Here is a 26345-nt window from a genome sequence, read left to right as displayed (position 1 = left end):
AAGTTAAATTTTAGCTGAAGCCAAATGTGTATCTCTTCACACAAGCCCAATCTTTTGATTGATAGAAGCGGTATTTATCCTGAACGCAGATTTAATAAAGTAAAAAAGGACTTCCGTGTTCCTAGCCCAGATCGCAGCGGATACCCCACAGCAGGCGTTGGGCAAGTGGAGGGATTCAGCGGTGGCATGTGGTGGCGCGAGGAGTATGAGCGGAGAGCTGGAAATAGCTCCTAAAAAAATCATTGCTGATTGCGGGTTGTTTTAAATGTTTTAAACTAAATGACCGTGTGTTTATCTACACTTGTCACATTTTCCGGTGTCCATTTTACACGCTGAACGAAAGGTAATTCTCTCACGGGGCAGTCGAAAATCTGACAAACCGGACACGAGATCGTCTTGCAGTCATCCATGTGAAAATTAAATTCAACGGTTCTTTTGGTGTTTTTGGCCAGGAGAAGAATCACTTTTTCCATTTCCTGATGGGCTTCGCGGAGGCTGTAGTAGTAGGGAAGGGTGATGTGCGCATCGATGTGGAGTGAGGAACCGAACTGCTGGATTTTCATGTTGTGAATGTCGATCCACTCGGTGTGTCTGTTTTTTTCTAAAAGGTCGATGATGTTTTGGAGAAGTTCAGGATTCTGTTCATCCATAATCCCGCTCAGAGATTTTCGCACAATTTTGTAGCCTACAAAAATAATGTAGAGCCCGAAAATAAGGGCAACTACGGAATCAATCCAGTAAATTTTAGTGAAGTAAACGATAATCAAACTGATGACAACCCCTAAAGTCGTGATCGTGTCGGACTGCAAATGTTTTCCGGACGAAATGAGAACCAGGGAATTTACTTTTTCTCCTTTTTTAATGGAAATATACCCTAAAATATAGTTGATAACAGCAGTGGCAGCGATAATGGCGATTCCCCAGTCGATGCTCTTCAGAATTCTGCCGGTCACCAAACTGTTGATGCCTTCGTAAATGATCATGATTCCGGCAATGGCGATAAGGGCACCTTCAATTCCAGCAGTGACGAACTCTACTTTCCCGTGGCCGTAAGGATGATCTTCGTCCTTCGGTTTTGAAGCTAAGTACAGGGAATACAGACCCATGAAAGCACTGATCACATTGACGATACTTTCCATTGCATCAGAAAAAACAGCATCGGAATCTGTGAGTTTCCAAGCAACAATTTTTCCCACAAAAAGTATAATCCCAAAAGTCGCGATGAGTTTTTGGAAACCTATTTTGTCTTTGTTGATTTTTTTTGTAATCATTATTATAACGGTAATTTGTTATAAAAAGATTTTTTAAATTATTTCCCCGACCCTAAAGGGAGTAATTTTAAAAACCTTTTCAGAAAAATTTGCTTCTTAATAAAGAAGAAGCCATAATTTCAAATTAGTAGCCAACAGCTTTAATATTCGATAAAAAAAAGAATCTCTTTTGGAGACTCTTTTTTGTTTTGTTAGCTTATACTAAGTTGTTTTTAACCAGGTATTCTGCAATCTGCACTGCGTTGGTAGCAGCTCCTTTTCGGAGGTTGTCTGCGACAATCCAGCAGTTGAGCGTTTTGGGTTGTGATGAGTCTCTTCGGATTCTTCCGACGAAAACTTCATCTTTTCCTTCTGAGTAGAGTGGCATTGGGTATTCGTTGTTCTTTACATTATCCATTACAACTACTCCAGGTGTTTCAGATAAGATTTTTCTTACTTCGTCGAGATCAAATTCGTTTTCAAATTCGATGTTTACGCTTTCAGAATGGCCTCCCTGTACCGGAACTCTTACTGCAGTTGCCGTTAAATTGAATGTATCATCACCTAAAATTTTCTTAGGCTCTTTCATTAATTTAATTTCTTCTTTAGTATAATCATCATCTGAAAATACATCGCAGTGTGGCAATGCATTTTTGAAGATCTGGTAAGGGTAAACTTTCGCAACAGAATCATCTCCTTCTATTTCTCCGTTCAATTGATCAACAGCAGCTTTACCTGTTCCTGTTACCGATTGATAAGTAGAAACGATCACTCTTTTCAGGTCGTACTTTTTATTTAAAGGTCCCAATACCATCACCAGCTGAATGGTAGAGCAGTTTGGATTTGCAATAATCTTATCTTCTTTAGTCAAAACATCAGCATTGATTTCCGGAACCACTAATTTTTTAGTTGGATCCATTCTCCATGCAGAAGAATTGTCGATGACGGTGATTCCGGCTTCGGCAAACTTTGGAGCGTATTCCAGAGAAGTTGATCCACCGGCTGAGAAAATTGCGATATCAGGTTTGGCAGCTATAGCGTCGTCGATGCTTACGATAGTATAATCTACCTGTTTATACTTCACCTGTTTTCCAATAGACCTCTCGGAAGCTACGGGAATTAATTCTGTTACAGGGAAGTTTCTCTCTTCGAGAACTTTAAGCATCACTTGTCCAACCATTCCTGTTGAACCTACTACAGCTACTTTCATTGTTGTTTAAATAAAATTTAAGTTAATATAATTATGCACCGAAGACTCTCGCCCACGGAAATGCGTATCCAAATAATGCTACAGCAATTAGCCCCATTACCACAACCGGTACTGAAATTCTGTCGCTAGTTTTTACTTTTTTGTTTACTATTGTCATTAAAACTGCCGCTACCAACATAGAAAACGGATGTTCTACATACTGAAATCTAAGTTCTGCATTTTTCATCACTCCGCCCATATCTAAACCTTTGCTAAAGTTGATGATCAGCATAACAATTCCAATCAAAAACTGAACGTGGAAAAAGATCATTGTGAAAAGAGTCGTTTTCTTTAGAAACTTGTTTACCTTTCCGCTAAATCCGAACATTGTTGCCAAAAATGCGATCATGAAAAGTGCCACCAAAAGCAGTTCCAGATAGGCAAAACCTTTGTGTGCGCTGAGTAAAATTTTGTAAAAGTCCATTGTTTATTTATTTCTAATTTTTCAAGCACAAAGATAACAAAAAAACCCGGCTGTGAAGCCGGGTTTTGTATGTAATAAAAGTGAATTTATTAGAAGTTGAAAGATAGAGTTGCAGACCAAGTTCTACCGTATCCAAAGTATACTTGGTTTTGCTGACTGATACCGTTCCAATTACCTGCAGCTTTGTACGTGTTGTAACTGTTTGTTAAAGTTGTAACCTGAGCAGCTGTCAAAGGTGTAGTCTGGATAGGCTTATTGATTTCAATATATTCATTTAAACCAAGGTCTGCATGAATATTTGAGTTAGATTCAGCAATGTAAGTTTTATCTAACAAGTTGTAAACATTTCCTCTCAAAGTAAAGAATTGAGATGGGTTTTTCAGTTTAACTTTAAATGAAATTCCTAAGTCTACTAATCCAAATGAAGGTAATAATAGAGATCCTCTGTTTTGAGATGCCTCATTTGAGAAGTTCAATACATTTAAGTTTGCATAAAGTTTATCTGCTCCTCTGTAAGTAGCATCAAATGAGAACCACTCAACTGGTTTGATTGTAAATCCTCCAGCGATTGTCGTCTGTGCAGAACTTCCTACTTTTACACCGTCCAAATAAAGTATCTGAGAATCAGATCCAATCTGTTCGTTGTTTTCAGTGAAGATATTTCCTTCCGCATTACCTTTATAATAGTAATCATTGAAAGAAACCATACCAAATAGTTCAAGCATTCTGTGAGGTCTTGCAGTAAGTTCTAATTCAACACCCTGATGGATTTCAGTGATTCCCTGAATGTTTGAGTATGCCTGAGTTGTTGTAATAGTATTTCCTGGATTTGTTGGATCTGGGTAAGTTTGAGTAAGACCTCCTCTTCTTTGGAATCTGTCTCTCCATTCAGTTCTGTAAACATTTAAGTTTGCATTAAAAATTGATGAACGGAAACCATAACCCCCTTCGATACCGAAGATTTTTTCGTTAGTCAAATTAGGATTCAGGAAATTCTTGTTATTTGGATAAACTGCATTTAAAAATGGCTGTTTAGAATAATATCCTACGTTTGCGTAAACGTTGTGATGATCATCAATATTGTAGTTAGCACCGGCTTTCACATTGTATCCTAAAATGTCTTTAAATCCTGTCTTAGTATTTAATGCTGGATTTGCAGCTGTAGGTTGAGCAATTGTTGCAGCAGATGTGTTTCTGAATCCAGCTTGTTGACCATTCAGCAAAGTTACTCCATCGATAATAAAGTGATCGATTCTTTGGAATGATTGGTTTGAAACAGCTCCCTGTACAAAAGCAGAAAGCTTATCATTAGAATATTCAATCTGACCAAAGCCTCCGTACCATAGTACTTCTCCGTCGTTATCGTAACCGATTTTGTCTTCTCCATTATTTAATTTACCACCGAACGGGTTTCCTGTAGCTCTAGGAGCAAATACATTTGAAACAACTCTAGGAGTTACAGTGTAAAGGTTACCTGGCGCTGTATAGAAGTTTTTGTTGGTATTATCTTTATATCCAGAAGCTCCGTATAGATCTGATATAATCTGGTAATGGTAGCCATAATAATATCTGTTATCAGTACCGATGGTAAAGTTAATATTATCATTAATCTTGTGATTAAAACTGATAATTGCACCAAACCAGTTGTGAGAGTTGATAGATGATCTTCTGATAAGCGTACTTTGAGTTGCTGTTGCAGGATTATTTACATCTACTGCAGCATTCCCAGTGAAAATTGCATTGTAATCAATCTGACCTTCTGGAGTTACAAACCCAGTTACACCAGCAGTAGCTGTTCCAACACCAGTACGGATTCTACCTAAATCACCAGTACCACCACCTCTACCGAAAGAAGCATAAAATACTGAGTTTAATTTAGATTTTTCATTAAATTTCCAATCCCAGTTAAGAGACATTACTGGCTTATGATAGTAGTTTACTCTATTAGATAATTGGTCACCGTTTCTATCAAATCCCCAATCTGCATTATATCTTCTGTTAGGCGTTCCATCCTGATCAGCATTGTATCTGATGTAATTTTGAATCGTTGAAGAAGTGGATCTTTGGTTGTGCCATTGTGGAGCACCAGTGATTGTAAACTGTAAATCATGCTTTTTATTTGGCTGATATCCTAAAGCAAAATAATAGTTATATCCTTCAAAGTCAGTTCCGTTAGCATACATCGCTCCTGCTGCTCTCCCCATTAAAAATGATGAAGACCAACCTTTTTCAGATTTTCCTGTGTTGTATGAAAATACCGTTTTTAAATAACCCTCATTCGCTACCCCTACTGATACTTTACCACCTTGTCTTTTATCAGCAGCTCTTGTAATATAGTTGATTGTTCCTCCAACTGATGCGATTGCCAGTTTAGAAGATCCAAGACCTCTCTGAACCTGCATTGCTGAAGTAACATCAGATAGACCTGCCCAGTTAGACCAGTAAACGGCCCCATTCTCCATGTCATTTACAGGCATACCATTTACCATTACGGCAATGTTTTCCTGCGCGAAACCACGAATGTTGATTTTTGAATCTCCAAAACCACCACCAGACTTTGTAGCATATACAGAAGGTGTAGTGTTTAAAAGCTCAGGAAGCTCCTGGTTTCCTATTCTTTCCTGAATTTGTGCTTCTTTAATTGTTGAAACAGCAACCGGTGTTTTTCTATCTTTTGCGATATCTGCAACACCTGCAATTACAACAGTTTCGATATCTCTGGACTTATCGTCTTTCAAAGTATCCTTTACCTGTTGTGAATAATAAACACTAGCCGTTGATAAAGTAATCAGGACAGTTAATGTCGATCTGTTGATTAATTTCATAATCGTTGTAATAGTTAGAATTAATTTGGTGCAAAATTCATAAAATAATTCCTAACTATTGTTAACGCAATGTTAATTTTTAATCAGTCAAAATACTATGCAAGTCATTGTTTTTCAGGTTAATATAAAGTTTTTGAATTTGGACGTGAAAAAAATCATATTATTTAATTTTTAACAAAATAGCGTTGTTTTTATTAAAAATGTAATGTTCTATTTAACCGCTTTCAAGCTTAAATCTATATTGGAAGCCGAGTGGGTAAGGGCCCCCGCAGAGATATACGTTACTCCGGTCGACGCAATTTCCTTAAGCTGATCTCTCGTAATTCCACCTGAAGCTTCGCTTTCGCAAACTCCGTTGATCAGCTTCACAGCTTTCTTCATTGTCGCAACATCCATGTTATCAAGCATAATTCTGTCAACTTTTGCACTGATGGCTTCTTTTACTTCTTCAAGATTACGGGTTTCGACTTCTATTTTAAGTTTTTTCTTTGATTTTTTCACGTAATCTTTTGCCATTTTCACTGCATTGGTAATGCTTCCGTTATAATCGATGTGATTATCTTTGAGCATGATCATATCATAAAGGCCGTATCTGTGATTGGTTCCGCCACCGATTGCAACTGCCCATTTTTCACAAACTCTGAAATTCGGCGTTGTTTTTCTTGTATCTAAAAGCTTTGTTTTTGAACCCACCAATCTGGAATCCCAATCCTGCGTTAAAGTCGCAATTCCGCTCATCCGCTGCATGCAGTTCAGTACCAGTCTTTCAGTGGAGAGAATGGATCTTGCGCTTCCGGTTACAATAAAAGCTGTATCACCAACTTTTGCCACCTCGCCATCTCTGATGAATCTTTCTACTTTTAAATTTTTATCAAACGTTTTAAAAATAATTTCTGCCAGTTCAACTCCGGCCAGAATGCAGTTTTCTTTTACCAAAAGTTTGGCGCTCTGCTGAAGATCTTTGGGAATAGTAGACAATGTAGAATGGTCACCATCCTGAATATCTTCTTCCAAAGCATTTTTGATGAATTGTTTTAAAACTTTATCTGTTGCGTATTCTGGTCTTTTCATTATTGTAATTTTTTTAGTTCGTTTTCAACCTCTTCAATTGATGGAAGATGAGATTTGAAATTTTCGGGTAATATTTTTTTGAGTTCGTAAGAAGATATTCCTAACGGTTTGTGAAGATCTGTAAGCGAATATTCGGCAATAATCTCATTTTTGTCTTTACAGATAATCATTCCTACGGTGGCGTTGTCGTTTTCATCCCTCATCTTTTTATCGACAGCAGTAACGTAGAAATTGAGTTTTCCGGCAAATTCGGGCTCGAAATGTCCTGTTTTAAGTTCTATGACAACGTATCTCTTTAATTTGATATGATAAAAAAGCAAATCTATGAAAAATGACTGATTGCCTACAGTGATTTCCACCTGTTTACCAACAAATGCAAAACCGCTTCCCAGCTCGATTAAAAATTTTGAAATATTTTCTGTCAAAGCATTTTCAAGTTCTCTCTCTTTATAATTTTCTGTAACATTTATAAAGTCGAAAATGTGTGGGTCTTTTAATGTTTCCCGGATAAGATCACTTTCGTAATCGGGAAGAGTGTTTGAAAAATTATTGATCGCTTTTCCTTGACTATCAATTAGTTTTCCTGAAATCATATTCAGCAAAACTGAGCGACTCCAGCCATTTTCTATTGCTTTTTTGATGTAAAAATGAGCCTCTTCTGATGTGGAGCATTTGGTCATTAAAGTAATATGATGACCCCATGGAATTTGAAAAATTTTATTTCTCAAATCGTCAACAGCTTGTTGACGATTTTGTTTGTCATCATTCCTGAATTCGTCAGAAACTTGTTGACGAATTATATTTGATTCATTATAAAAGAGATAGAATCTTTTACAGTATTTTAAATTGCTTTCAGAAAAACCCTTTATTTCGGGAAATTCTAAACGTAAATCTTTGCTTAGCTGAGAAAAAAAGCCTGAACCATAGGTGTTTTCAAAATTTCTTTCTGTGATTTCCTTTCCCAAATCCCAATACATTTCTATCAAAGCAGAATTCACCTGAATGGCCGCTTTGATCTGGCTTTGCTGAATTTTCTGTTTTAAATCTAAAATCCAGCTGATGTACTGTTCATTGCTTTTTTGCAGCATGTCTAAAATTTAATGAAAATTCTAAATTTCGATTTGAGAATTCTAAATAATAATCAATTATGCCTGCACTAAATCTTTATTGTAAAATGCTCCTTTATTTTGAGTCATTTCCATAGATTGGATGATAATCAAATGGGCAACTGTTGTTAAGTTTCTTAATTCTGAAAGTTGAGGTGATAAAATAGAGTAGTGGTAAATTTCATCAACAGCGGCAGCGATTTCTGCATGTTTCTGTAATGCCATTTTTAATCTCCGGTTGCTTCTCACGATTCCAACTAAGTCACTCATCATTTCTTGGAGCTGTTTTCTGAGGTAAGAAACAATCACCATTTCATCGATAATCTTCATTCCTTCTTCATTCCATTCCGGAACAGCTTTTAAATCATCAAAATCAAAATTGTTCTCTTTTAATAATTCTATGGTTTTGATGGCTGCGTTGTGTCCAAAAACCAAACCTTCAAGTAAAGAATTTGAAGCAAGCCTGTTCGCCCCGTGAAGTCCGGAATTGGTGCATTCTCCAACGGCGAATAAATTATTTAAAGAAGATTGTCCGTCCTTATCTACATCAATTCCGCCCATTAAGTAATGACAAGCAGGAACTACCGGAATTAACTGTGTGAAAGGATCAATTCCTTCATCTTTGCATTTTTTATAGATATTTGGGAAGTGTTCCAGAAATTTTTCCTGACTCATGTGGCGACAATCCAAACCTACAAATTCATCTCCCGTAACTTTCATTTCGGCATCAATAGCTCTCGCAACGATGTCTCTGGAAGCCAGTTCTTCACGCTCATCATATTTGTGCATGAATTTTTCGCCTTTTTTGGTTCTCAGTTTTGCTCCGTCCCCGCGAACTGCTTCGGAAATTAAAAACAACATTCCGTCGAGTTTGCTGTACAAAGCTGTCGGGTGAAACTGGTAGTATTGCATATTGCTTACTTTTCCCTTGGCACGGGCAACAAAAGCAATTCCGTCTCCGGTTGCGATGACAGGATTTGTGGTGTTTTTGTAAACATGTCCTGCTCCGCCAGTGGCAACTAAAGTGATTTTCGAAGTAATTTTTTTTATAGATTTCGATTTTTCATCTAAAATATAGGCACCGTAGCAATTGATTTCACCTTCATTCAGTTCTTTTCCGGGAACGTGATGTTGGGTGATGATGTCGATAACGTAATGATGATCAAGAATCTCAATATTCGGACTGCTTTTAGCGGTTTGAAGTAAAGCTCTTTCAATTTCAAAACCTGTAATGTCTTTGTGATGTACGATTCTGTTTTCGGTGTGACCACCTTCTCTGCCTAAAGCAAATTCTCCGTTTTTCATATCGAAATTAGCGCCCCATTCCACGATTTCGTTGAATCTTGCAGGTGCCTCTCTCACGACCATTTCCACAACGTCTCTTTTATTTTCTCCATCTCCGGCACGCATGGTGTCTTCGATGTGTTTTTCGAAATTATCATTTTTAGAATCGGTAACTACTGCCAGACCGCCCTGAGCGTACTTTGTGTTGCTTTCATCTTCATCAGATTTGGTAACGATGATTATTTTGGCGTCGGGAAACTGCTCTGAAACTTTTATGGCATAAGAAAGTCCGGAAATTCCCGAACCGATCACTAATACATCCGCTTTTATCATATTCTTGCTTTAAGACAGTCGTCTAAAATAATTAAATAAATTTAAACAATTTATCGTTGGGTTTTCTTACTTTTTTCATGTGCTGGAACTCATCTTCCTCTGATCGGTAGCCTAAAGCCAGCGTCACGGTTACTTTTTCGTTTTCAGAATCAATATTTAAAATTTCTTCAATCAAATCCTGTCTGAAACCTTCCATGGGGCAAGTATCGATCTTTTCAATGGCAGCTGCATACATCAGATTGGCTAAAACAATGTAAGATTGCTTTTCTGCCCAGTTGAGAATATCATCATGCTCCTGTGTGTTGAAATGTTTAGTAATGCTTTTTCTGAAAAGATCTAAATTTTCCACCGGATGCTCACGGACTTCTGAAATATGCTTAAAATATCCATCCAAGTACCCTTCTTCAACATTTTTTTTTGAAACTAAAACAATAATATGCGAACAGGTAGAAATCTGTGAAGGATTGTAAAAGGCGGGAATGAGTTTTTCTTTCATCACGCTGCTTTCCACTACAAATATTCTGTAAGGCTGAAGTCCCTGTGAGCTTGCTGCAAGTTTGCCGGACTCGAGTATATTTAAAAGCACATCCTGAGGAATGCGCATTTCTGGGTTGAATTTTTTTACAGAATATCTTCTGCTTAAAGCTTCCAAATAATTCATATAACAAATTTAAGAATTGAATATGAATAAACTGTCTTTTAAACGAATTATCTATTTGGAAATTGTCTAAACAAAAAAGCCGCTCCTTTTTATAGGAGCGACTTCGCTAATTAAGTATGAAAAAAAAATTATTCTCTGTTTTTCACCACGATCCATCCTGAGAATTTCACCGGTGTTCTGTTTTTATTGTTTTCTGTCCATGTTACAGAGTACCAGTAGCTGCCGGTAGGAACTTTTCTTCCGTTGGCGGTACCGTCCCATTTGTACTGATTGGTTTTGTCGCCCTGATGAATTTTGGCTCCATATCTGTCATAAACATTGAAGATGAGATTAATCTTATTTCCTAAAGCTGAATAATCAATATAATCATTCATTCCATCTGCATTCGGAGTGATTACATTTACCAGATTCGGTACAGTTACCACAACCTGAATTGGCTCACACTTATAAGCATCTCTTACATAAACTGTGTATTCTCCACGTGCGATATTTTTAAACTCGTTAGAATCCTGCCAATTATTGATATTGTCTAATGAATATTGATACGCTGGTGTTCCTCCTGCAGCATTTACAATAATTGTATTGTTTGAAATTTCAATATAATTAATCACCGGCTGATCTGATGGTAAAATTTTCACTGTCTGAGTAGCCCAGCAGTCACCAGACTTCAGTTTCACCCAATAAGTTCCTACGCCAACTCCACTGATGGTCTGTGTAGTTTCGCCGTTGCTCCATTCATATCCGTCGAAACCAGAGCCAGCATCTAATGTTGTTTTATCTTCAAAACAGATTACTTTATCCTGTAGGACTGTAGAATAAACCGGAGGGATTACCTGTAAAGTGATTTTGGCAACTCCATAGCATTGGTTGTTGCTGTCGCTTACTCTCACATAAACTACACCTGTAGGAGCCACGTAACTGTTAATCAGTGTAATCTCATTGGTATTGTTGACAGCATCAGTAAGTGATGGATAGAATTTTTTTTCAGTTCCCGGCTGCAAAGTTACAGATGCTGAAGTCAGATTAAACAGTCCCATTGAAGGATTGTCCTGTATAGAGCATGCTCTGAGAATGGCATCATTTACCGTAACGACAGGGTAGTGATTTAAGGTTATTTTTGCATTATCAATACATCCCTGCGGAGTAATTACTTTCGCAAAAACTGTGGCTCCGTTCGCTGCAGGATATGCAGGCCAGTTCATAATCTCATTGGTTCCGGCATTAAGGGCTGCAAGCGTTGGATAATAATGTTTTGTTACACCAGGTACGGCAGTTACTGCAGCATCATCAAGGTTAAAAATACCGACGCCGGCATTGTTATTATTACATTCTGTAAGTGTAGCATCCGCAGCATCAAAAGGTTGTGGGTCTAAAACAATTCTTCCGTCGCCGTTGTCGCAGAGCGTTGATGAAGGGTCACTTACAATGACAGTAATATTTGTTGGGCCTGTGTAGGTGAAATTCGAAGGGTTGACAATCGGTGTTCCGCTTCCGGTTACAAAATAAGTAATGGTGTAGTTCCCGGGATTGTTTACAAACTGTGGCGCATAGGTTGTAAGGTCTATTGAGCCGTTTCCTGTAACAGGATTGATACAGACGTAAGGCGTAACAGTATTGGTGAAGATTGGAACTTTATCTACAAATATTTTTACATTTTTAATAGATTGTCTAGCACTGGCGGCACCGGTCGCTGATGAGAAACCAAAATATCCGGTAGTCATTCCTATAGCACCCCCTGACGGAGCAAAGGACTGATTTGTAATCGTCACACCATCAATTCTGATGTGAATAAGCCAGTTATTTGGATTGTTGGGATCAGTTTCACCGTTTACTTCAACATGCTTATAGTTAGCTCCTACAAAAGGTTGAGTAGGATTTAGATCAGCTGAGTGATAGGTGCTGTTAGCGGTTGTATTGTATTCAATATTAGGATTTCCTGCAGGTAGATTATTGGTTCCGTAAAGCAGGTGTACTTTACTCATCTGTCCTTCTGTGGAGTTGTTGAAAATATCAAATGCAACCATTAATCCGTTGGCATTGGCAGGAATTCCGAGTCCACCTCCGGAGGTAAATCCAGTTGGAGGATTTGAAAGGTACCAAAATGTCAATCCGTCTCCTCTTCCGTAAGAGGTCGTTCCGTTTCCGTCGATTCTGAAATCAAATTCAACTTTCCATTTATCGCAGTATTTCAAATTGATTGGATCTGAAAGTTTGATAGCCCCAAACTGACTCGTCTGGTCAGGAGTTAATCTGATAAAGTCTGTGCTCACAGCTGCTGCAGAAACAAGATCCCATCCGGTAGTTACCACGGGATTTCCCGTCAGCTGATACGTCTGAGCTTTGTTTAAATTAAAGAGAAAGCATAAAGTGATACTAAAAAATAATAAAGTTTTTTTCATTTAATTATTAGATTTTTGATTAGGTAAATGTATAGGTTTTGTCAAACAATAAATTGCCTGAAATAACTTTAAAGTATCAAATGTGTAGCTGAAAAGCTTCTTTCTGCGGTAGAGAAGCGTTAATAAAAATCACTCCTTTTGTTGAGGAGTGATTTTTTTCAGGAATTACTCCCTGTTTTTTAATAAAACCCAGCCGTTGTAAACAGTCTGCGTATTGTTTTTATCATTTTCGTTCCAGGTGATAGTGTACCAATATGTTCCTGTAGGAAGTTTTTTGTTGCCGGAAGTTCCGTCCCATTTGAAGTTTCTTATTTTGTCTGCTTCAAACTTTTTGTTACCATATCTGTCAAACACAGTAAAGACAAGATTCTTTTTATATGCAAGCGCTGTATAATCAATCACATCATTTACATTGTCTCCGTTTGGCGTGATGGCATTTACAAGATTCGGTACAGTAACCTGAATCTGAACTGGCTCACAATCGTAAGAATCTTTAACGAAAATCTTGTTTTCGCCTCTTGGTAAACCGGTAAATACATTAGAAGTCTGCCAAGTAGTACCATTTACAGAATACTGATACGCAGGAGTTCCTCCCGTCACATTTACAGTGATTGTATTGTTTGTAATGTCTAAACTTGAAATTGTAGGGTTTCCGGCTGCTTTTACGTTTACCATCTGCATGGTGAAGCAAGTTCCGGTCTGAAGTCTTACCCAGTAGTTTCCTACAGGAACTCCTGTGATAGATTGCGTTGTAGCACCAGTGCTCCACTCGTAACTCGCAAAGCCAGGTCCTGCATCCAGGGTCGTTCTGTCTTCAATACAGATAATCTTATCTTTTAAAACCGCAGATCTTGTAGGCGGAATCACAGTCAGTGTAATTTTTCGGATGACCCAACAAGAATTTGTTCCTGTAATTTTCACATAAACTACCGAATTGGATGCATCGTGAGCAGTGGGATCTGCAATAGGGTTTGTATTGTTTACAGCATTGTCTAATGTTGTATAATATACTTTTGTAACCCCCGGTTGTGAAGAAACATTTGCTGTGGTAAGGTTAAATGTTCCCACTAAACCTACCTCTGTTTTAAAACACGTTTGCAAAGTGGCGTCTGTGGCTACAGGGAGAGGGGAGAAGCTCAGTGTTATCTCAGCGTTTCCTGTACAGCCCTGTGGAGTGGTTACTTTTACATAAACTTTTCCGGGAGCAGAAACGTAAGCTGCAGGATTCGTGATTTCGTTTGCGTTGTTATTCAGATCCTGTAGTGTTTTGTAGTATTTTTTTGTAGCTCCGGGAGTAGAAGTTACTGCGGCAGATGTAAGATTAAATGTAGCTGTCGTTGCATAATTATTATTACACGTTGTCAGTGTCACATTGCTGGCAGTGAAATCGCCAAGGGTTAATTGAATTCTTCCGTCCGCATTGTCGCAGAGAAGCCCGGCATTATCTTTAACTCTAACGATAATAGTCGTATTGGCGTTATACTGAAATGTCGCAGGAGCAGCAATCGGTGTAGGATTTCCCTGAACGAAATAAGTAAATGTAAAGTTCGCCGGATTGGCTACAAACTGATTGTTAAATGATGTTAAATTCACTGTTGCAAAACCAGTCGTTGGATTCGGACAGTTGGATTGTGTAATCGTCGGCTGAAGAAGTGGAACTTTATCTGTATAGATTTTTACATTTTTAATAGAATGTCTTGATCTGTTCCCTCCTGTTGAGGCTGAAAAACCAAAGTATCCCTGCGTCATAGTTGCCGCTGTTCCGGATGGTACAAAAGGTTGGTTACAGATTACGGTATTGTCAATTTTAATCTGAATCGTCCATCCCGTCGGACTTGCGGTGCTTACTTCGGCAGTTACTTCTACATGCTTGTATGTAGTTCCCTGGAAAGGCAATGTTGTATTGAGATCCGGTGAGTGAAATGAACTTCCGGCAACGTTGAAATACTCAACATTATTCTGGTCGGTGGTATTGGCAACCTGCCCGTAAGCCACGTGAACTTTACTCATCACAGCTGTCGTGGTATTATTGTACGTATCAAAACCAACAATTAAACCTACAGCATTTTGCGAAACGCCTAATCCTGAGCCTAAAACACTTGCCACAGGTGGATTCTGAAGATACCAGAATGCAAGTCCGTCACCGTTCGCAGTTTGATTAGAATCCATTCTGAAATCAAATTCTACCCTCCACTTGTCACAAAATTTAAGGTTGATGGGATCGTTTAGCCTGATTGAACCTGATTGGTTATTGGTATCTGGTGTGAGCTGTACAAATGCGTCTGTGCCGTTAACCTGTGTTGTTGTAGGAGCTACGATAGTCCATCCTGTTGTGTTTACAGGGTTTCCGGCGAGCTGATATGTTTGGGATTTGAATAAGGCACTGAAACAAATGAGAAAAAGCGCTATATAAGACAATAGATTTTTATTCATATACAAGGGAACTTTGGAATTGAGCCGTAAAGATATAAATAAAAAGTGTATATAATGGAAATATATTATTAATTTTATGATAATTGGTGGTTATTTTTCAAAGAATATCAAAGAAGATGGCGAAATGAATAACAATATATTTTTTCATTTTGATTCATTAAAAATAACAGAATTTGATTTCTTATCTAAATTACTGTAAATCAGTATTAATCAAAATTTAGAAGAGTCCGCTGTTTTCAGGATTTTCAAAATGATGATCTTTTTCAAGGTTTGCGCCTGCAGCTGCAGCAACAGCTAATTTATCGCAAAGCTCGTTTTCAAAATGTCCCGCATGACCTTTAATCCAGTGGAATTTTGGCTGATAAGTATTGTAAAGTGGGATCATCCTTTTCCAAAGATCAGGATTTTTTACATTTTTCCATCCCCGTTTTACCCATCCTGAAATCCAGTTTTTATTGATGGCATCTGAAACGTATTTGCTGTCTGTGAAAATATGAATATCATTTTCTGCTGATTTCAGCTTTTCGAGCGCAACGATCACGGCAAGAAGTTCCATCCTGTTGTTGGTGGTTTTTCTGAAACCTTTGGAGAATGTTTTCTGATAATTTTTTTCGGGAACGCGCATTAGAATTCCGTAACCTCCTTTTCCGGGGTTTCCGCTGCATGCACCGTCAGTGTAGATTTCGATTCTCAAAGTATCAGGTTGAGGTTAAGGCGAGGGTTGAGGTTGAAAGTTATGAGTTTGATTTTCAATTTTGGATTAATTTTAAATTAGATTTAAAAAGGAAAATCTTCTTCATCATCAAAATCATTCATTGAAGAACCTGAAAGTTTGGAATTATCTGGTAAATCAAATGCTGCACCCGGCTGAATAGTGGTTTTGATTTTTTCGAAACCGCTTGGTTCATTAAAATTACCTCCTCCATGCATATTGAACGCCTCTTCAACATCTCCAAATTTTGCAAAATGCTTCAGGAACGACAATCTTACGTCTGCCGTGGCACCATTTCTGTGTTTTGCAATGATCAATTCCGCCTGATTTTCGGTTGATGTTTCTGCGCCTTCCTCATCATTATCCCAGGTTGTAATTTTGTAATACTCCGGTCTGAAAATGAAAGATACGATATCTGCATCCTGCTCAATAGCTCCTGATTCCCTCAAATCTGAAAGCTGAGGTCTTTTCCCCGGACGTGTTTCCACACTTCTTGAAAGCTGTGAAAGTGCAATCACAGGTATGTTGAGTTCTTTTGCGATGGCTTTTAAAGATCGGGAAATCATTGAGATTTCCTGCTCACGGTTTCCACTTCCTTTTCCGCTGCCTCCACCGGCGGTCATCAGCTGAAGATAATCGACCATCACCATCTTTACGCCATGCTGCATTACCAGTCTCCGGCATTTTGCACGGAAATCGAATATAGAAAGCGATGGGGTTTCGTCTATATAGAGCGGTGCATTTTCAAGTTCAGAAACGTTGGAGAATAATCTCTGCCATTCCTCATCATCAAGTGTTCCTTTCCTTAATTTTTCTGAAGAAATTCTGGTTTCTGAGGCAATCATCCTGGTAATTAACTGTACAGACGCCATCTCCAGAGAGAATAATGCCATCGGAATTTTATGACCTACCGCAATATTTCTTGCCATTGATAGAATAAACGCCGTTTTCCCCATCGCCGGACGTGCCGCAATGATAATAAGGTCAGAATTTTGCCAGCCACCGGTTTCTTTGTCAATATCCCGGAAACCTGAAGGCACACCTGAAAGTCCTTCTTTGTCTTTTAAAGATTTAATGGTTTCGATCGCCTGTTTTACTAAAGAGTTCGCCGTATCAAATCCTTTTTTAATTGTACCGTTGGTGATTTCAAAAAATGACTGTTCTGCTTTGTCTAAAAGTTCGAAAACATCGGTAGATTCTTTGTATGAGGAATCGATAACATTGGCTGAAACATTGATGAGGCTTCGGAGAATATATTTTTCAAGAATTACTCTTACGTGATATTCGATGTGTGCGCTTGAACTTACTCCCATCGTCAGTTCGATGATGTAATGATCACCGCCTGCCAGATTCAGTTTTTCTTCTTTTTTAAGTTCCTGAATAATGGTCATAATGTCAACCGGATGGTTTCCTTCGTAAAGCTTAAGAATAGCTCTGAAAATCACCTGATGTCTGGGATCGTAAAAAACATCGGGCGTCAGTAGGTCAATAGAATGATCCAATCCTTTTTTATCAATAAGAAAAGTTCCGATTACCAATCTCTCAAATTCTAATGCATTAGGAGGCATTTTCCCATCTGAAATGGAAAGCTCTCTGGCAAAGTTGCCCTGGGTAAGTGATGATAATGTTTCTTTCTGCGCCATGATGCAAAGATAATTTTTTTAGCAATGAAATAATAAATACTAATCCCCAATTTGCAATGATAATATTCATAAAGCCTTTTGTTACCGTGTTTTTGATGTTAATAAAAAAATCACCTTCAAACTTGAAGGTGATTTTAAAAATCATTTCAGATCAATTTATTCTCTGTTTTTAACAAGAATCCATCCGTCGTATTTAATCTGGGTCTTGCTTCTGTTATCCTCAGTCCATGTGATGCTGTACCAATAAGTTCCCGTCGGGATTTTTTTACCTCCCGAAGTTCCGTCCCATTTATAGTTCCGGATCTTATCTCCTACATATATTTTATTTCCGTAACGATTGTAAACTGTAAATATTAAGTCTTTCTTGTAAGCTAAAGCGGAATAATCTACTGCATCATTTATGTTATCTCCATTTGGTGTTATTGCGTTCACCAAATTTGGAACTGTAATTGTGACAGTTACAGGATCGCAGTCGTAAGAATCTTTTAAATAGAAGGTGTTTTCACCCCGAGGTAGTCCTGCGAAAACATTGGAGGTTTGCCAGTTCGTACCATCAGTCGAATACTGGTAAGCCGGGACTCCGCCGTTAGCAGTTATTGTTACAGTATTATTGGCAATATCAAGAGAAGAGACAACAGGCTGGTCACTTGCGTAAACATTAACATCCTGAATAGTATAACATTTTCCTGTCTGAAGTTTTACCCAGTAAGCTCCTACAGCAACTCCCGAGATACTCTGTGTAGTCGCACCAGTACTCCATTCGTAGCTTAGGAAACCAGGACCCGCATCTAAAGTTGTTCTGTCTTCCATGCAGATGGTTTTATCTTTCAGAACAGTAGATTTTACAGGTGGTAGTACAATTAGTGTGATCTTTGTAATAGCCCAGCATTGGTTTGTGTCAAAAACTTTAACGTATACATCAGTACTTGCTGTTATAAAATTATCAGCAGGGATAATTTCATTCACGCCATTATTGGCATCCGCTAATGTTCTGTAAAACTTTTTAGTTAATCCTGACTGAGATGTCACTACAGCCGAAGTAAGATCGAATTTAGCTGTTGTAATTGCGGTTTCTATAAAACAAGATTCTAATGTTGCCGGATTTACAACAATCGTAGGATAAAATTTGAGTTGAATCTGCGTAATAAATGAACAGTCATATTGATTTGTAGCCTTTACATAGACTGTCTTTTCTGCTGAAGTGTAGTTCCCAGGATTCAAAATCTCATTCGTACCGGCATTAAGATCTGCCATAGACGGGTAATATTTCAGAACGAGATTTGGAATTGAAGTTGGATTTATAGCTGCTGCAGTAAGGTTATAAACTGCAGTACCTTTATTATTGTTGTTGCACTCTGTAAGTGTTGCAGTACTCAGTTTAAATGATCTGTCGACAAATGTTACTGTTCCGTATTCCCTGCATTGGTTGAGGAAACTGACAGGATTTATCGGATCAATATAGCTTACCGCATAATAATAAGTAGTATTTGCACTGACAGCAATAGGTGTTGTAATTGGGTTTTGTTCATCCAATGCATTGGAAGCATTCAGATAATACTTAACTTGAAAATTGGCATTTCCGTTGATTATACCTGGGGAAAGTGTGTTAAAGTTAAATATTGTAGGGTCTATACAAATTTTAATAGGCAATGGTGCTACAAAAGGGTTCGGTTGATAAACATTTGCGAACTGATGATCAAAAGGTGTAAGCAAAGAGGCTGTACCACCAAAAGACAGTGAAAATCCATTTGCGGTACTCTGAAAGTTATCTACTAACAAATAGTAAACTTCACCGGCAAGTACATTAAGTTCTGCTTCAAAATAAGTATTTGTCTGTGCGGCAAGACCGGTATTTCCTGTTGGAGATGATCCCGCGTAGTTGCATCTTATCGGATTAAGCAATTCGCTGCAGACAGGATTAGGTCCATATACTGCAAAATCGTAGTCATTAGAATCAACATTAGCATCAATGACAAAATTCAATGTACCTGGTGTTGCAATTGTAAACTTATACCAAACGGAAAAATGTTCGCCGCTTTTTAAGCATAGACTTGGTGGAACATTACTCGTAGGCAATTCTTGTGAACCATGACCATTTGGGGTATAAGAAATATCCAAATTACCACAGATCGGTATCGCTGAAGTACAATCTGATTGCGAATAAAATAATTGTGATGATATTAAAATAAAAAGGAGTAGTAATTTTTTCATTTTAAAATAAATTTTAACAAAGTTAATTAATTTTTACTTAAAGAGTTGTGATTGCAAAAAAGAAAATAAAAGCCGCATAAATATGCGGCTTTATATGTTGTCCTCAGCAAATTATTCTCTGTTCTTCAGCATTACCCAGCCTGAGAATTTTACAGGTGTGCTGTTTCTGTTGTTTTCGTTCCAGGTTACAGAATACCAATAGGTTCCTGTAGGTACTTTTTTCCCACCAACGGTTCCGTCCCATTTGTAGTTATTCAGTTTATCTGCCTGGTGAATTTTCGTTCCGTATCTGTCGTAGATATTCAGAATTAAATTCTTTTTATTCGATAGTGCAGAATAGTCTACAACATCGTTTACGCCATCACCATTAGGTGTGATTACATTGATAATATTTGGAACCACTATATTCACTACAATCGGCTCGCAGTCATAGGCGTCTTTTACATAAACTGTATGATCACCTCTACTCAGATCTTTAAAGATATTTGAATCCTGCCAGTTGTTATTATCCAGTGAATAGCTGTATGCAGGCGTTCCTCCCACTGCAATTACTGTAATCGTATTGTTTGAAATTTCAATATTTGAAACTACCGGTTGATCTGATGGGAATATTTTTACTTCCTGTCTTGCCCAGCAGTCACCTGTCTGTAATTTTACCCAATAGGTTCCGACACCCACACCAGAAATTGATTGAGTAGTTTCGCCGTTGCTCCATTCGTATCCGTTGAATCCAGGTCCTGCGTCGAGCGTGGTTTTGTCTTCCATACAGATTACTTTATCAACCAAAACTGTTGAATAAACAGGAGGAATTACAATTAAAGTCACTTTAGCAACAGTGTAACACCCGTTTCCGTTCATTACTCTCACGTAAATAACACCATTTGGAGCTGTGTAAGTTCCGAAATTAAGAATTTCGTTGGTCTGATTAATTGCATCTGTTTCTGAAGGATAATACTCTTTTGTCATTCCCGGATCTAAGTTGACTACAGCATCTTCCAGATCGAACAGTCCTGTTGATGGATTTCCTTCAATAAAACATGATCTCAGTGTAGCCTCCGTTACAGTTACTGTTGGGTGGAATGTAAGTTTTATTTCAACAATCGTTACACAATTAAACTCATTCGTCGCTTTTACAAAAACAGATCCGGCTGCAGATGTGTAAGCATAAGGAACTGCTATCTGACTGGTACCAGCATTTAGCGCTGCCATCGATGGATAGTACTGTAATGTAAGGTTAGGCGTAGCACCTATTGCTGCCGCAGTAAGGTCGTAGGTCGCTGTTCCTGTATTATTGTTACTGCATTCTGTAAGTGTAACAGGAGTCAACTGGAAGGATTTGTCTAAAAAATTAATCGTGTTAAATTCCCGACATTGGTTCAGGAAGCTTGTAGGCTGTGTAGGATCTACGTACGAAATTGCATAAGTGTAAGTATTAGCAGCATCCACAACAATAGGAGTTGTGATAGGATTGAAATCATCTAGTGCATCTGTTGCAGATCTGTAATATTTAACAATAAAATTGGTATTATTATTTAAAATCTGAGCTGACAAAGTAGAAAAATCAAATGTTGCCGGATTGCTGCAGATTGTAATTTCACCATCCTGATTCGCACCTGGTTCCAAAAACGGATATGGCTGATAAACCTGTGCAGAGCTGTTATCAAAAGGCGTAAGCAAAGTTGCTGTACCTCCGAATGATAAAGAAAATGGCGCTATGGTAGGAGAGAAATTATTCAGTAGTAAATAATAAACCTGCCCTGGCAATACATCAATATATTTTACAAAACCGTCACCAGTTGCATTTTCTGTAGTGTCTGTAGCGGTCATATTCAGTCCGGTGAGTGGGAAGAAAGCACTTCCGGATCCTGCGTATGAACATCTCAGAGGTGTTGCGTTTACGTTGGCGCAATTGTGATTGGGGCCATATAATGCCCAGTCATAATCAATATTGTTTGCACCTGGTCCTGTAGGAGTAATTACAAAAGTTAAAGTACCTGCAGTTTCGACACTGAAAGTTAACCAGAGAGAATTACTTTCTCCGAAAAGACAGCCACCCGACTCCGCTTCTTCCACATTTCCCACTCCTCCAGGTGTAAGAGCGATATCAGAATCTCTACATACCGGAATTGCCGTTGCGCAGTCTTGCTGTGCAAACATCAGTTGAGTAACGAGAAAGGTGAAAATAAATAGATATTTTTTCATTTTTGTTAACGTTTTAATGTTAATCCAAAGATTATTTAGTTAAATAAATCAGCTGTTTGCCCCAGTTGGGAGAAGTTTCAGCTTCAAAATCATTTACGGCTTTCGCATACAGCTGAGCAGAGTTCAGATTGTTGAATTTCAGGTCAGAAAATTTTGCTGTCATTCCTGCTTTCAACAAAGTAAGTCTGGGGTTGTTAGGTGACAAAGCTTCAGATTCTGTAATAATTTTTATGATAAGATCTTTGTCTTTCTGAACATCTGGTGAATTATTAAGATGAATTCTCTGCAATCTCGCAAGCCCTACCAGAACTTTTACATCAGCATTGTTTGGTTGTGTCGCCAAGATGCTTCCTGCGTATTTTAACGCCAGAGCATTAGATTCAAGGAGGGATTGGCCAGAAGATTTTTTAAGCTGACTCTCAGTTTTTAAGTATTGAGCAACCCCTGAATAATAGTGAGCCTGCCACCTTTCAAGAGTTGTAGATTTTGAAAATTTTGCAAACAGAGCATCATAATCCGAAATGTTTTGTGCAGCATTGATCTGTTCAATTTCGTTTCCGGGCTTATTATTTTTTATGCTTTGTGCAGACATCCCTGTGTACGCCACAAACGTACAGAGAATGAGTAAAAATCTATTCATAATTTCCGTATATATCAAAAACAAAGTTATATAAATTGTTAAGACTGAACAAATTTTCAATCTGTTATTTAAGAAATTGTTAATGAAAAGGGCCTGTAATTGAAAAAAATAAATTTTACTGAATTAATATTGCATTTTTCTCAATTTCGGATTTGTGCTTCCAACCAAAACAGCAATCAGCACTGTCAGGCTTCCTCCAACAACTACAGATCTTACTGCGCCAAGAAGTTTTGCTGCAAGTCCGCTTTCAAACTGTCCCATTTCATTGCTCGACATGATGAAGATTGAATTTACACTCAGCACCCGTCCGCGGATATGATCTGGAGTCTTCAGCTGTACAATTGTCCCACGGATAACCACCGAAATTCCGTCAAGCATTCCGCTCATCACCAAAAACAAAAACGACAGCCAGTAATAATTCGAAAGTCCGAAACCGATGATGCAAAGACCAAATCCCGCCACGGCAACCAGCAATATTTTACCCTGATTTTTACGTAAAGGTACCAATGCCAGAGTCGTAATAATAATCATGGAGCCAATATCTGAAGCAGCATTCAGAAGACCCAAACCGTCAGCTCCCGATTTTAGAATATCGGTTGCAAATACAGGAATCATCGCCACTGCACCTCCAAAAAGTACTGCAAACATATCCAGATAAAGTGCTCCCAGAATTTCTTTGGTTTTGTAAATGTAAGAAACGCCTTCCCGAATGCTGTCCATCACTTTCACGCTTCCCTTTTTCTGTTCAGAAAACTGTTTGTTGAGCTGCCAGAAGAAAATGGATGAAACTGTGATTAGAATGACTACCGTTAAAACCGTCCATTTAATTCCGTAAAATTCAATTAAAAATCCGCCGGCTGCGTGTCCGCAAACTGATGATATCAAAAATGTTGCCTGATTTAATGTGATTGCGTTAGGCAGATTGATTTGCTTCACAATTTTTGGAATCATCGATGGGACGATGGGGCCGATAAATGCTCGGGCAATACCTGTAAAGAAAATGACAGCATAAATGAAATAAGTAATCTGATGACCTGTGAAATGCAGTTCGGCATTAAAAAATGCTGGAATCAGCAGGAGTCCGATAAGGAAAACGTAAGCGTATGTACAGATAAGAAGAAGTTTCTTTTTCTCATTGGTATCAATCACATGACCGGCGTACAAAGCGCAACTCACCGCAGGAATTACTTCAGAAAGTCCGATAAGTCCGATGGAAAAAGGATCTTTCGTGAGCTGATACACCCACCATCCCAATAATGTAGCAAGCATTCTAAAAGCCAAAACAATAAAAAATCTTCCGGTAAGAAGATTTCTGAACTCAACATTTTTCAATGTCTGCAGCGGAGAAAGTGAAATCATATGCAAAAGTAGCCCTAAAAATTAATTTAGAGCTACTTATCATTTATTTTAATAAAAATTAAATCATTTTTAATCTGCTCTGTTCGAACTGATCACGATTGCTGCCGCTGCTGCTGCACCAATTACGATGGCACCACCGGTTACTCTCGCTGTAGAGCGGTCTTTCACAGAGGCAACAGCACTTTTCGGAATAGTAACTTCTGTACTGTCTTTTTTACCTTTTGTACCTACGATGTTATCGCCAACAATGTTTTTGAAAAGGATTTTTTCTTTTGGCGAACCGTCTTTTTTCTCAACAATGTAGATTTTCCCGGTTTTAAGATTAGAATAATTGTTTTGAGAAATATCTTCACTATACTTTGTAGTCGCACATGACGAAATCACGAATAATGATGTAAGCAGAGAAGATTTTATTAGTACAGATGCTCTCATTTTAATTTTTTAGTTTTTCAAATTTATAATTTTTTTCGAATATATCTTTTCATTAAAGCGAAAATATCATATTTTTTGAAATATTTAAACGTAAATCAATAAATTCTATATTTTAAAAACAATATTCTTAAGTTTTCACACAATTAATTTGTTCCACTTCCTACAGCGGCAAAAGTATCTACCAGATCCTCTGAGGCTTTAACAGTTGCAGAAATAATTACCGCTGCTCCCGCAATTCCTCCGGCTGCAATAATTATTGCTAACCCAGAATTGTCTTTTCTGATTTCTTGAATGTCGTTCTTTGCGATAGAAATTCTGTCTTTCCTGCTGGTTCCGATAATGCTGTCTCTTGCAATAGAAGTAATTGTAATTTTTGTTTTGCTGCCATTATTCTGGTGAAAGATATATTTATTTCCTGCTTTTACATTTTTATAATCGTCAGGATTTTCTACTGCACTATATTTTAACGAAGTACATGATGCGCAGAAAATAAAAACGGAAAAAAGGATAGTATTCTTCATGTGTAAAATTGATTTGTTGGTTTTATTTCCTGTAAATTTCTATCTTCTCTGCCAGTTTTCTGTCATTTGCAAGTCTCGGAATTTTATTTTGTCCACCCAGTTTACCCTGAGATTTGGCATATTCATTAAAAGCATTCTTTCTGAGTTTCGAGATTTTAAGCTTCTGCAAAATATTTCCTGTAATCAAATCATCGTAATAGGTATTTCTGCTTCTGAGCTGAACGTCAAGTTCTTCTGTAAATAAATTTAAATCTGAAGGCTCTTCTTCAAACTCTACAAACCACTCATGATAAGGAAGTTCGCCTTCTGCATTTACCTGCGGTGCAAGATGAAATTCCGTAATTTTTGCAGGATATTTCTGAACGGTAGATTTAAGAGCTTCTTCCACCTCAAAAGCAATTACGTGCTCGCCAAATGCTGAAGTGAAATGCTTTGTTCTTCCGCTCACCAGAATTCTGTGGGGTTTTTTATCAGTAAATCTCACTACATCACCGATCGAATAAGCCCAAAGTCCTGAATTGGTAGTCAAAATTAAAGCGTAATCTTTATTCACTTCTACATCCTTTAAAGTTAGTCTTTCTGCATCAGGTTTTCCATATTGTTCTAAAGGAATAAACTCATAAAAAATACCGTGATTGGTTAAAAGTAAAAGTCCGTCTTTAGTGTAATCATCCTGAAAGGCAAAAAATCCTTCCGAGGCTGGAAAAGTCTGCACAATATCTACCTGTCCTCCAAGCAGAAATTCCATTTTATCTTTGTACGGTTCGTAGTTTACACCGCCGGTTACAATCAGTTGAAGATTTGGGAAAAGTTGTTTGATTTTTTTGCCGTGTTTCTCTGTCAGTTTTTCGAAGTACATTACCAGCCACGGTGGAATACCGGAAATCAGCGTCATGTTTTCATGCTCAGTTTCCTCTACAATTTTATCTATTTTGGTTTCCCAGTCTTCGATGAGGTTGGTTTCCCAGCTTGGCAGTCTGTTTTTCTGAAGATAATTTGGGATATGATGCGCAACAATTCCCGAAAGCCTGCCGGTTTTAATGCCGAAAACTTCCTCCAGTTCCGGACTTCCCTGCAGAAAAATCATTTTTCCGTTGACGAAATCTGCGTTGTTTTTTTTCGCAATGTAATGAAAAAGCGCACTCTGAGCACCCTTCACCTGAAAAGGCATTCCTTCTTTTGAAATCGGAATATATTTCGATCCTGACGTAGTGCCCGATGTTTTTGCAAAATATTCCGGAGTTTCAGGCCAGAGAATACTGCGCTGACCCTTCTTCACCTTTTCGATATAGGGTTTCAGATCTTCGTAATCGTTGATTTTAACTTTATCCTGAAAATCTTTTACTGTTTTGATCTCTTCAAAGTTGTGGCTCCGTCCAAAAAGGGTTTTTTCTGCAGTTTTAATGAGAGAAAACAAAAGCTCTTCCTGCAGCTGAGGTGCATTTTTTTTAAAACTTTCAGTTTGGGCAACATGTTTTTTGGCCCAGGCAACAGCGATATTTTTCTTGAGGAAATTTAGCATGGTTCAAATTTATAAATAAAGCCGTTTCGTTGCATCAAAAAACCGATGAATATCACCGGTTGTGTTTT

19 protein-coding genes are annotated in these 26345 nt (G+C 38.0%); all 19 read right to left on the bottom strand.

Going from position 1 to position 26345, the window contains the following annotated elements:
* Nucleotides 1–275: 275 nt before the first annotated feature.
* A complete protein-coding gene (locus ASG21_RS00625; RefSeq protein WP_056074593.1) occupies nucleotides 276–1271 on the bottom strand; it encodes a cation diffusion facilitator family transporter in 996 nt (331 codons plus the stop codon).
* A 196-nt stretch (nucleotides 1272–1467) separates the two neighbouring features.
* A complete protein-coding gene (locus ASG21_RS00620) occupies nucleotides 1468–2460 on the bottom strand; it encodes an aspartate-semialdehyde dehydrogenase (RefSeq protein WP_056074592.1) in 993 nt (330 codons plus the stop codon).
* A gap of 31 nt (nucleotides 2461–2491) precedes the next feature.
* Nucleotides 2492–2923 carry a hypothetical protein gene (locus ASG21_RS00615; RefSeq protein ID WP_056074591.1) on the bottom strand — a complete coding sequence of 144 codons (432 nt, stop codon included), beginning with the start codon at nucleotides 2921–2923 and terminating at the stop codon, nucleotides 2492–2494.
* A gap of 89 nt (nucleotides 2924–3012) precedes the next feature.
* Nucleotides 3013–5748 (bottom strand): TonB-dependent receptor, encoded by a 2736-nt coding sequence (locus ASG21_RS00610; protein WP_056074590.1) that lies wholly within the window; start codon nucleotides 5746–5748, stop codon nucleotides 3013–3015.
* A gap of 210 nt (nucleotides 5749–5958) precedes the next feature.
* Nucleotides 5959–6819 carry a carboxylating nicotinate-nucleotide diphosphorylase gene (gene nadC, locus ASG21_RS00605; RefSeq protein WP_056074589.1) on the bottom strand — a complete coding sequence of 287 codons (861 nt, stop codon included), beginning with the start codon at nucleotides 6817–6819 and terminating at the stop codon, nucleotides 5959–5961.
* A complete protein-coding gene (locus ASG21_RS00600; RefSeq protein ID WP_056074587.1) occupies nucleotides 6819–7907 on the bottom strand; it encodes a PDDEXK nuclease domain-containing protein in 1089 nt (362 codons plus the stop codon). The genes nadC and ASG21_RS00600 overlap by 1 nt, the downstream gene beginning before the upstream one ends.
* A gap of 57 nt (nucleotides 7908–7964) precedes the next feature.
* Complete coding sequence (nadB, locus tag ASG21_RS00595; RefSeq protein WP_056074585.1) at nucleotides 7965–9542, bottom strand: L-aspartate oxidase; 1578 nt, start codon at nucleotides 9540–9542, stop codon at nucleotides 7965–7967.
* Nucleotides 9543–9573: 31 nt separating this feature from the next.
* Nucleotides 9574–10203, bottom strand: a complete 630-nt coding sequence (locus tag ASG21_RS00590; RefSeq protein WP_056074583.1) for an NAD(P)H-dependent oxidoreductase — start codon at nucleotides 10201–10203, stop codon at nucleotides 9574–9576.
* Nucleotides 10204–10331: 128 nt separating this feature from the next.
* Nucleotides 10332–12602: a T9SS type B sorting domain-containing protein gene (locus tag ASG21_RS00585; protein ID WP_056074581.1), complete on the bottom strand. Its 2271-nt coding sequence runs from the start codon at nucleotides 12600–12602 to the stop codon at nucleotides 10332–10334.
* Nucleotides 12603–12767: 165 nt separating this feature from the next.
* Entirely contained in the window at nucleotides 12768–15035 is a 2268-nt protein-coding gene (locus ASG21_RS00580; RefSeq protein WP_056074579.1) for a T9SS type B sorting domain-containing protein, read from the bottom strand.
* Nucleotides 15036–15252: 217 nt separating this feature from the next.
* The gene (rnhA, locus tag ASG21_RS00575; RefSeq protein WP_056074577.1) at nucleotides 15253–15729 is read right to left on the bottom strand and encodes a ribonuclease HI; all 477 of its coding nucleotides are present in this window, start codon (nucleotides 15727–15729) and stop codon (nucleotides 15253–15255) included.
* An 83-nt stretch (nucleotides 15730–15812) separates the two neighbouring features.
* Nucleotides 15813–17390: a replicative DNA helicase gene (gene dnaB, locus ASG21_RS00570; protein ID WP_056074575.1), complete on the bottom strand. Its 1578-nt coding sequence runs from the start codon at nucleotides 17388–17390 to the stop codon at nucleotides 15813–15815.
* Between the two features lie 156 nt (nucleotides 17391–17546).
* Nucleotides 17547–19601 (bottom strand): T9SS type B sorting domain-containing protein, encoded by a 2055-nt coding sequence (locus ASG21_RS00565; protein WP_056074574.1) that lies wholly within the window; start codon nucleotides 19599–19601, stop codon nucleotides 17547–17549.
* A 111-nt stretch (nucleotides 19602–19712) separates the two neighbouring features.
* Nucleotides 19713–21803, bottom strand: coding sequence for a T9SS type B sorting domain-containing protein (locus ASG21_RS00560; RefSeq protein WP_056074571.1), 2091 nt, complete (start codon nucleotides 21801–21803; stop codon nucleotides 19713–19715).
* Between the two features lie 31 nt (nucleotides 21804–21834).
* Nucleotides 21835–22443, bottom strand: coding sequence for a hypothetical protein (locus ASG21_RS00555; RefSeq protein WP_128414172.1), 609 nt, complete (start codon nucleotides 22441–22443; stop codon nucleotides 21835–21837).
* Between the two features lie 123 nt (nucleotides 22444–22566).
* Complete coding sequence (locus ASG21_RS00550) at nucleotides 22567–23802, bottom strand: MFS transporter (RefSeq protein ID WP_056074567.1); 1236 nt, start codon at nucleotides 23800–23802, stop codon at nucleotides 22567–22569.
* Between the two features lie 69 nt (nucleotides 23803–23871).
* Nucleotides 23872–24234 carry a hypothetical protein gene (locus tag ASG21_RS00545; RefSeq protein ID WP_056074565.1) on the bottom strand — a complete coding sequence of 121 codons (363 nt, stop codon included), beginning with the start codon at nucleotides 24232–24234 and terminating at the stop codon, nucleotides 23872–23874.
* Between the two features lie 143 nt (nucleotides 24235–24377).
* On the bottom strand, nucleotides 24378–24755 hold the full coding sequence (locus ASG21_RS00540; RefSeq protein WP_056074563.1) for a hypothetical protein: 378 nt from the start codon (nucleotides 24753–24755) through the stop codon (nucleotides 24378–24380).
* Between the two features lie 22 nt (nucleotides 24756–24777).
* Nucleotides 24778–26277 carry a GH3 auxin-responsive promoter family protein gene (locus ASG21_RS00535; protein ID WP_056074561.1) on the bottom strand — a complete coding sequence of 500 codons (1500 nt, stop codon included), beginning with the start codon at nucleotides 26275–26277 and terminating at the stop codon, nucleotides 24778–24780.
* Nucleotides 26278–26345 lie beyond the last annotated feature (68 nt).

Origin of the sequence: Chryseobacterium sp. Leaf394 (genome assembly GCF_001424105.1) — a bacterium.
Lineage (GTDB): Bacteria > Bacteroidota > Bacteroidia > Flavobacteriales > Weeksellaceae > Chryseobacterium.
This window is presented reverse-complemented; position numbering and strand designations above follow the sequence as displayed.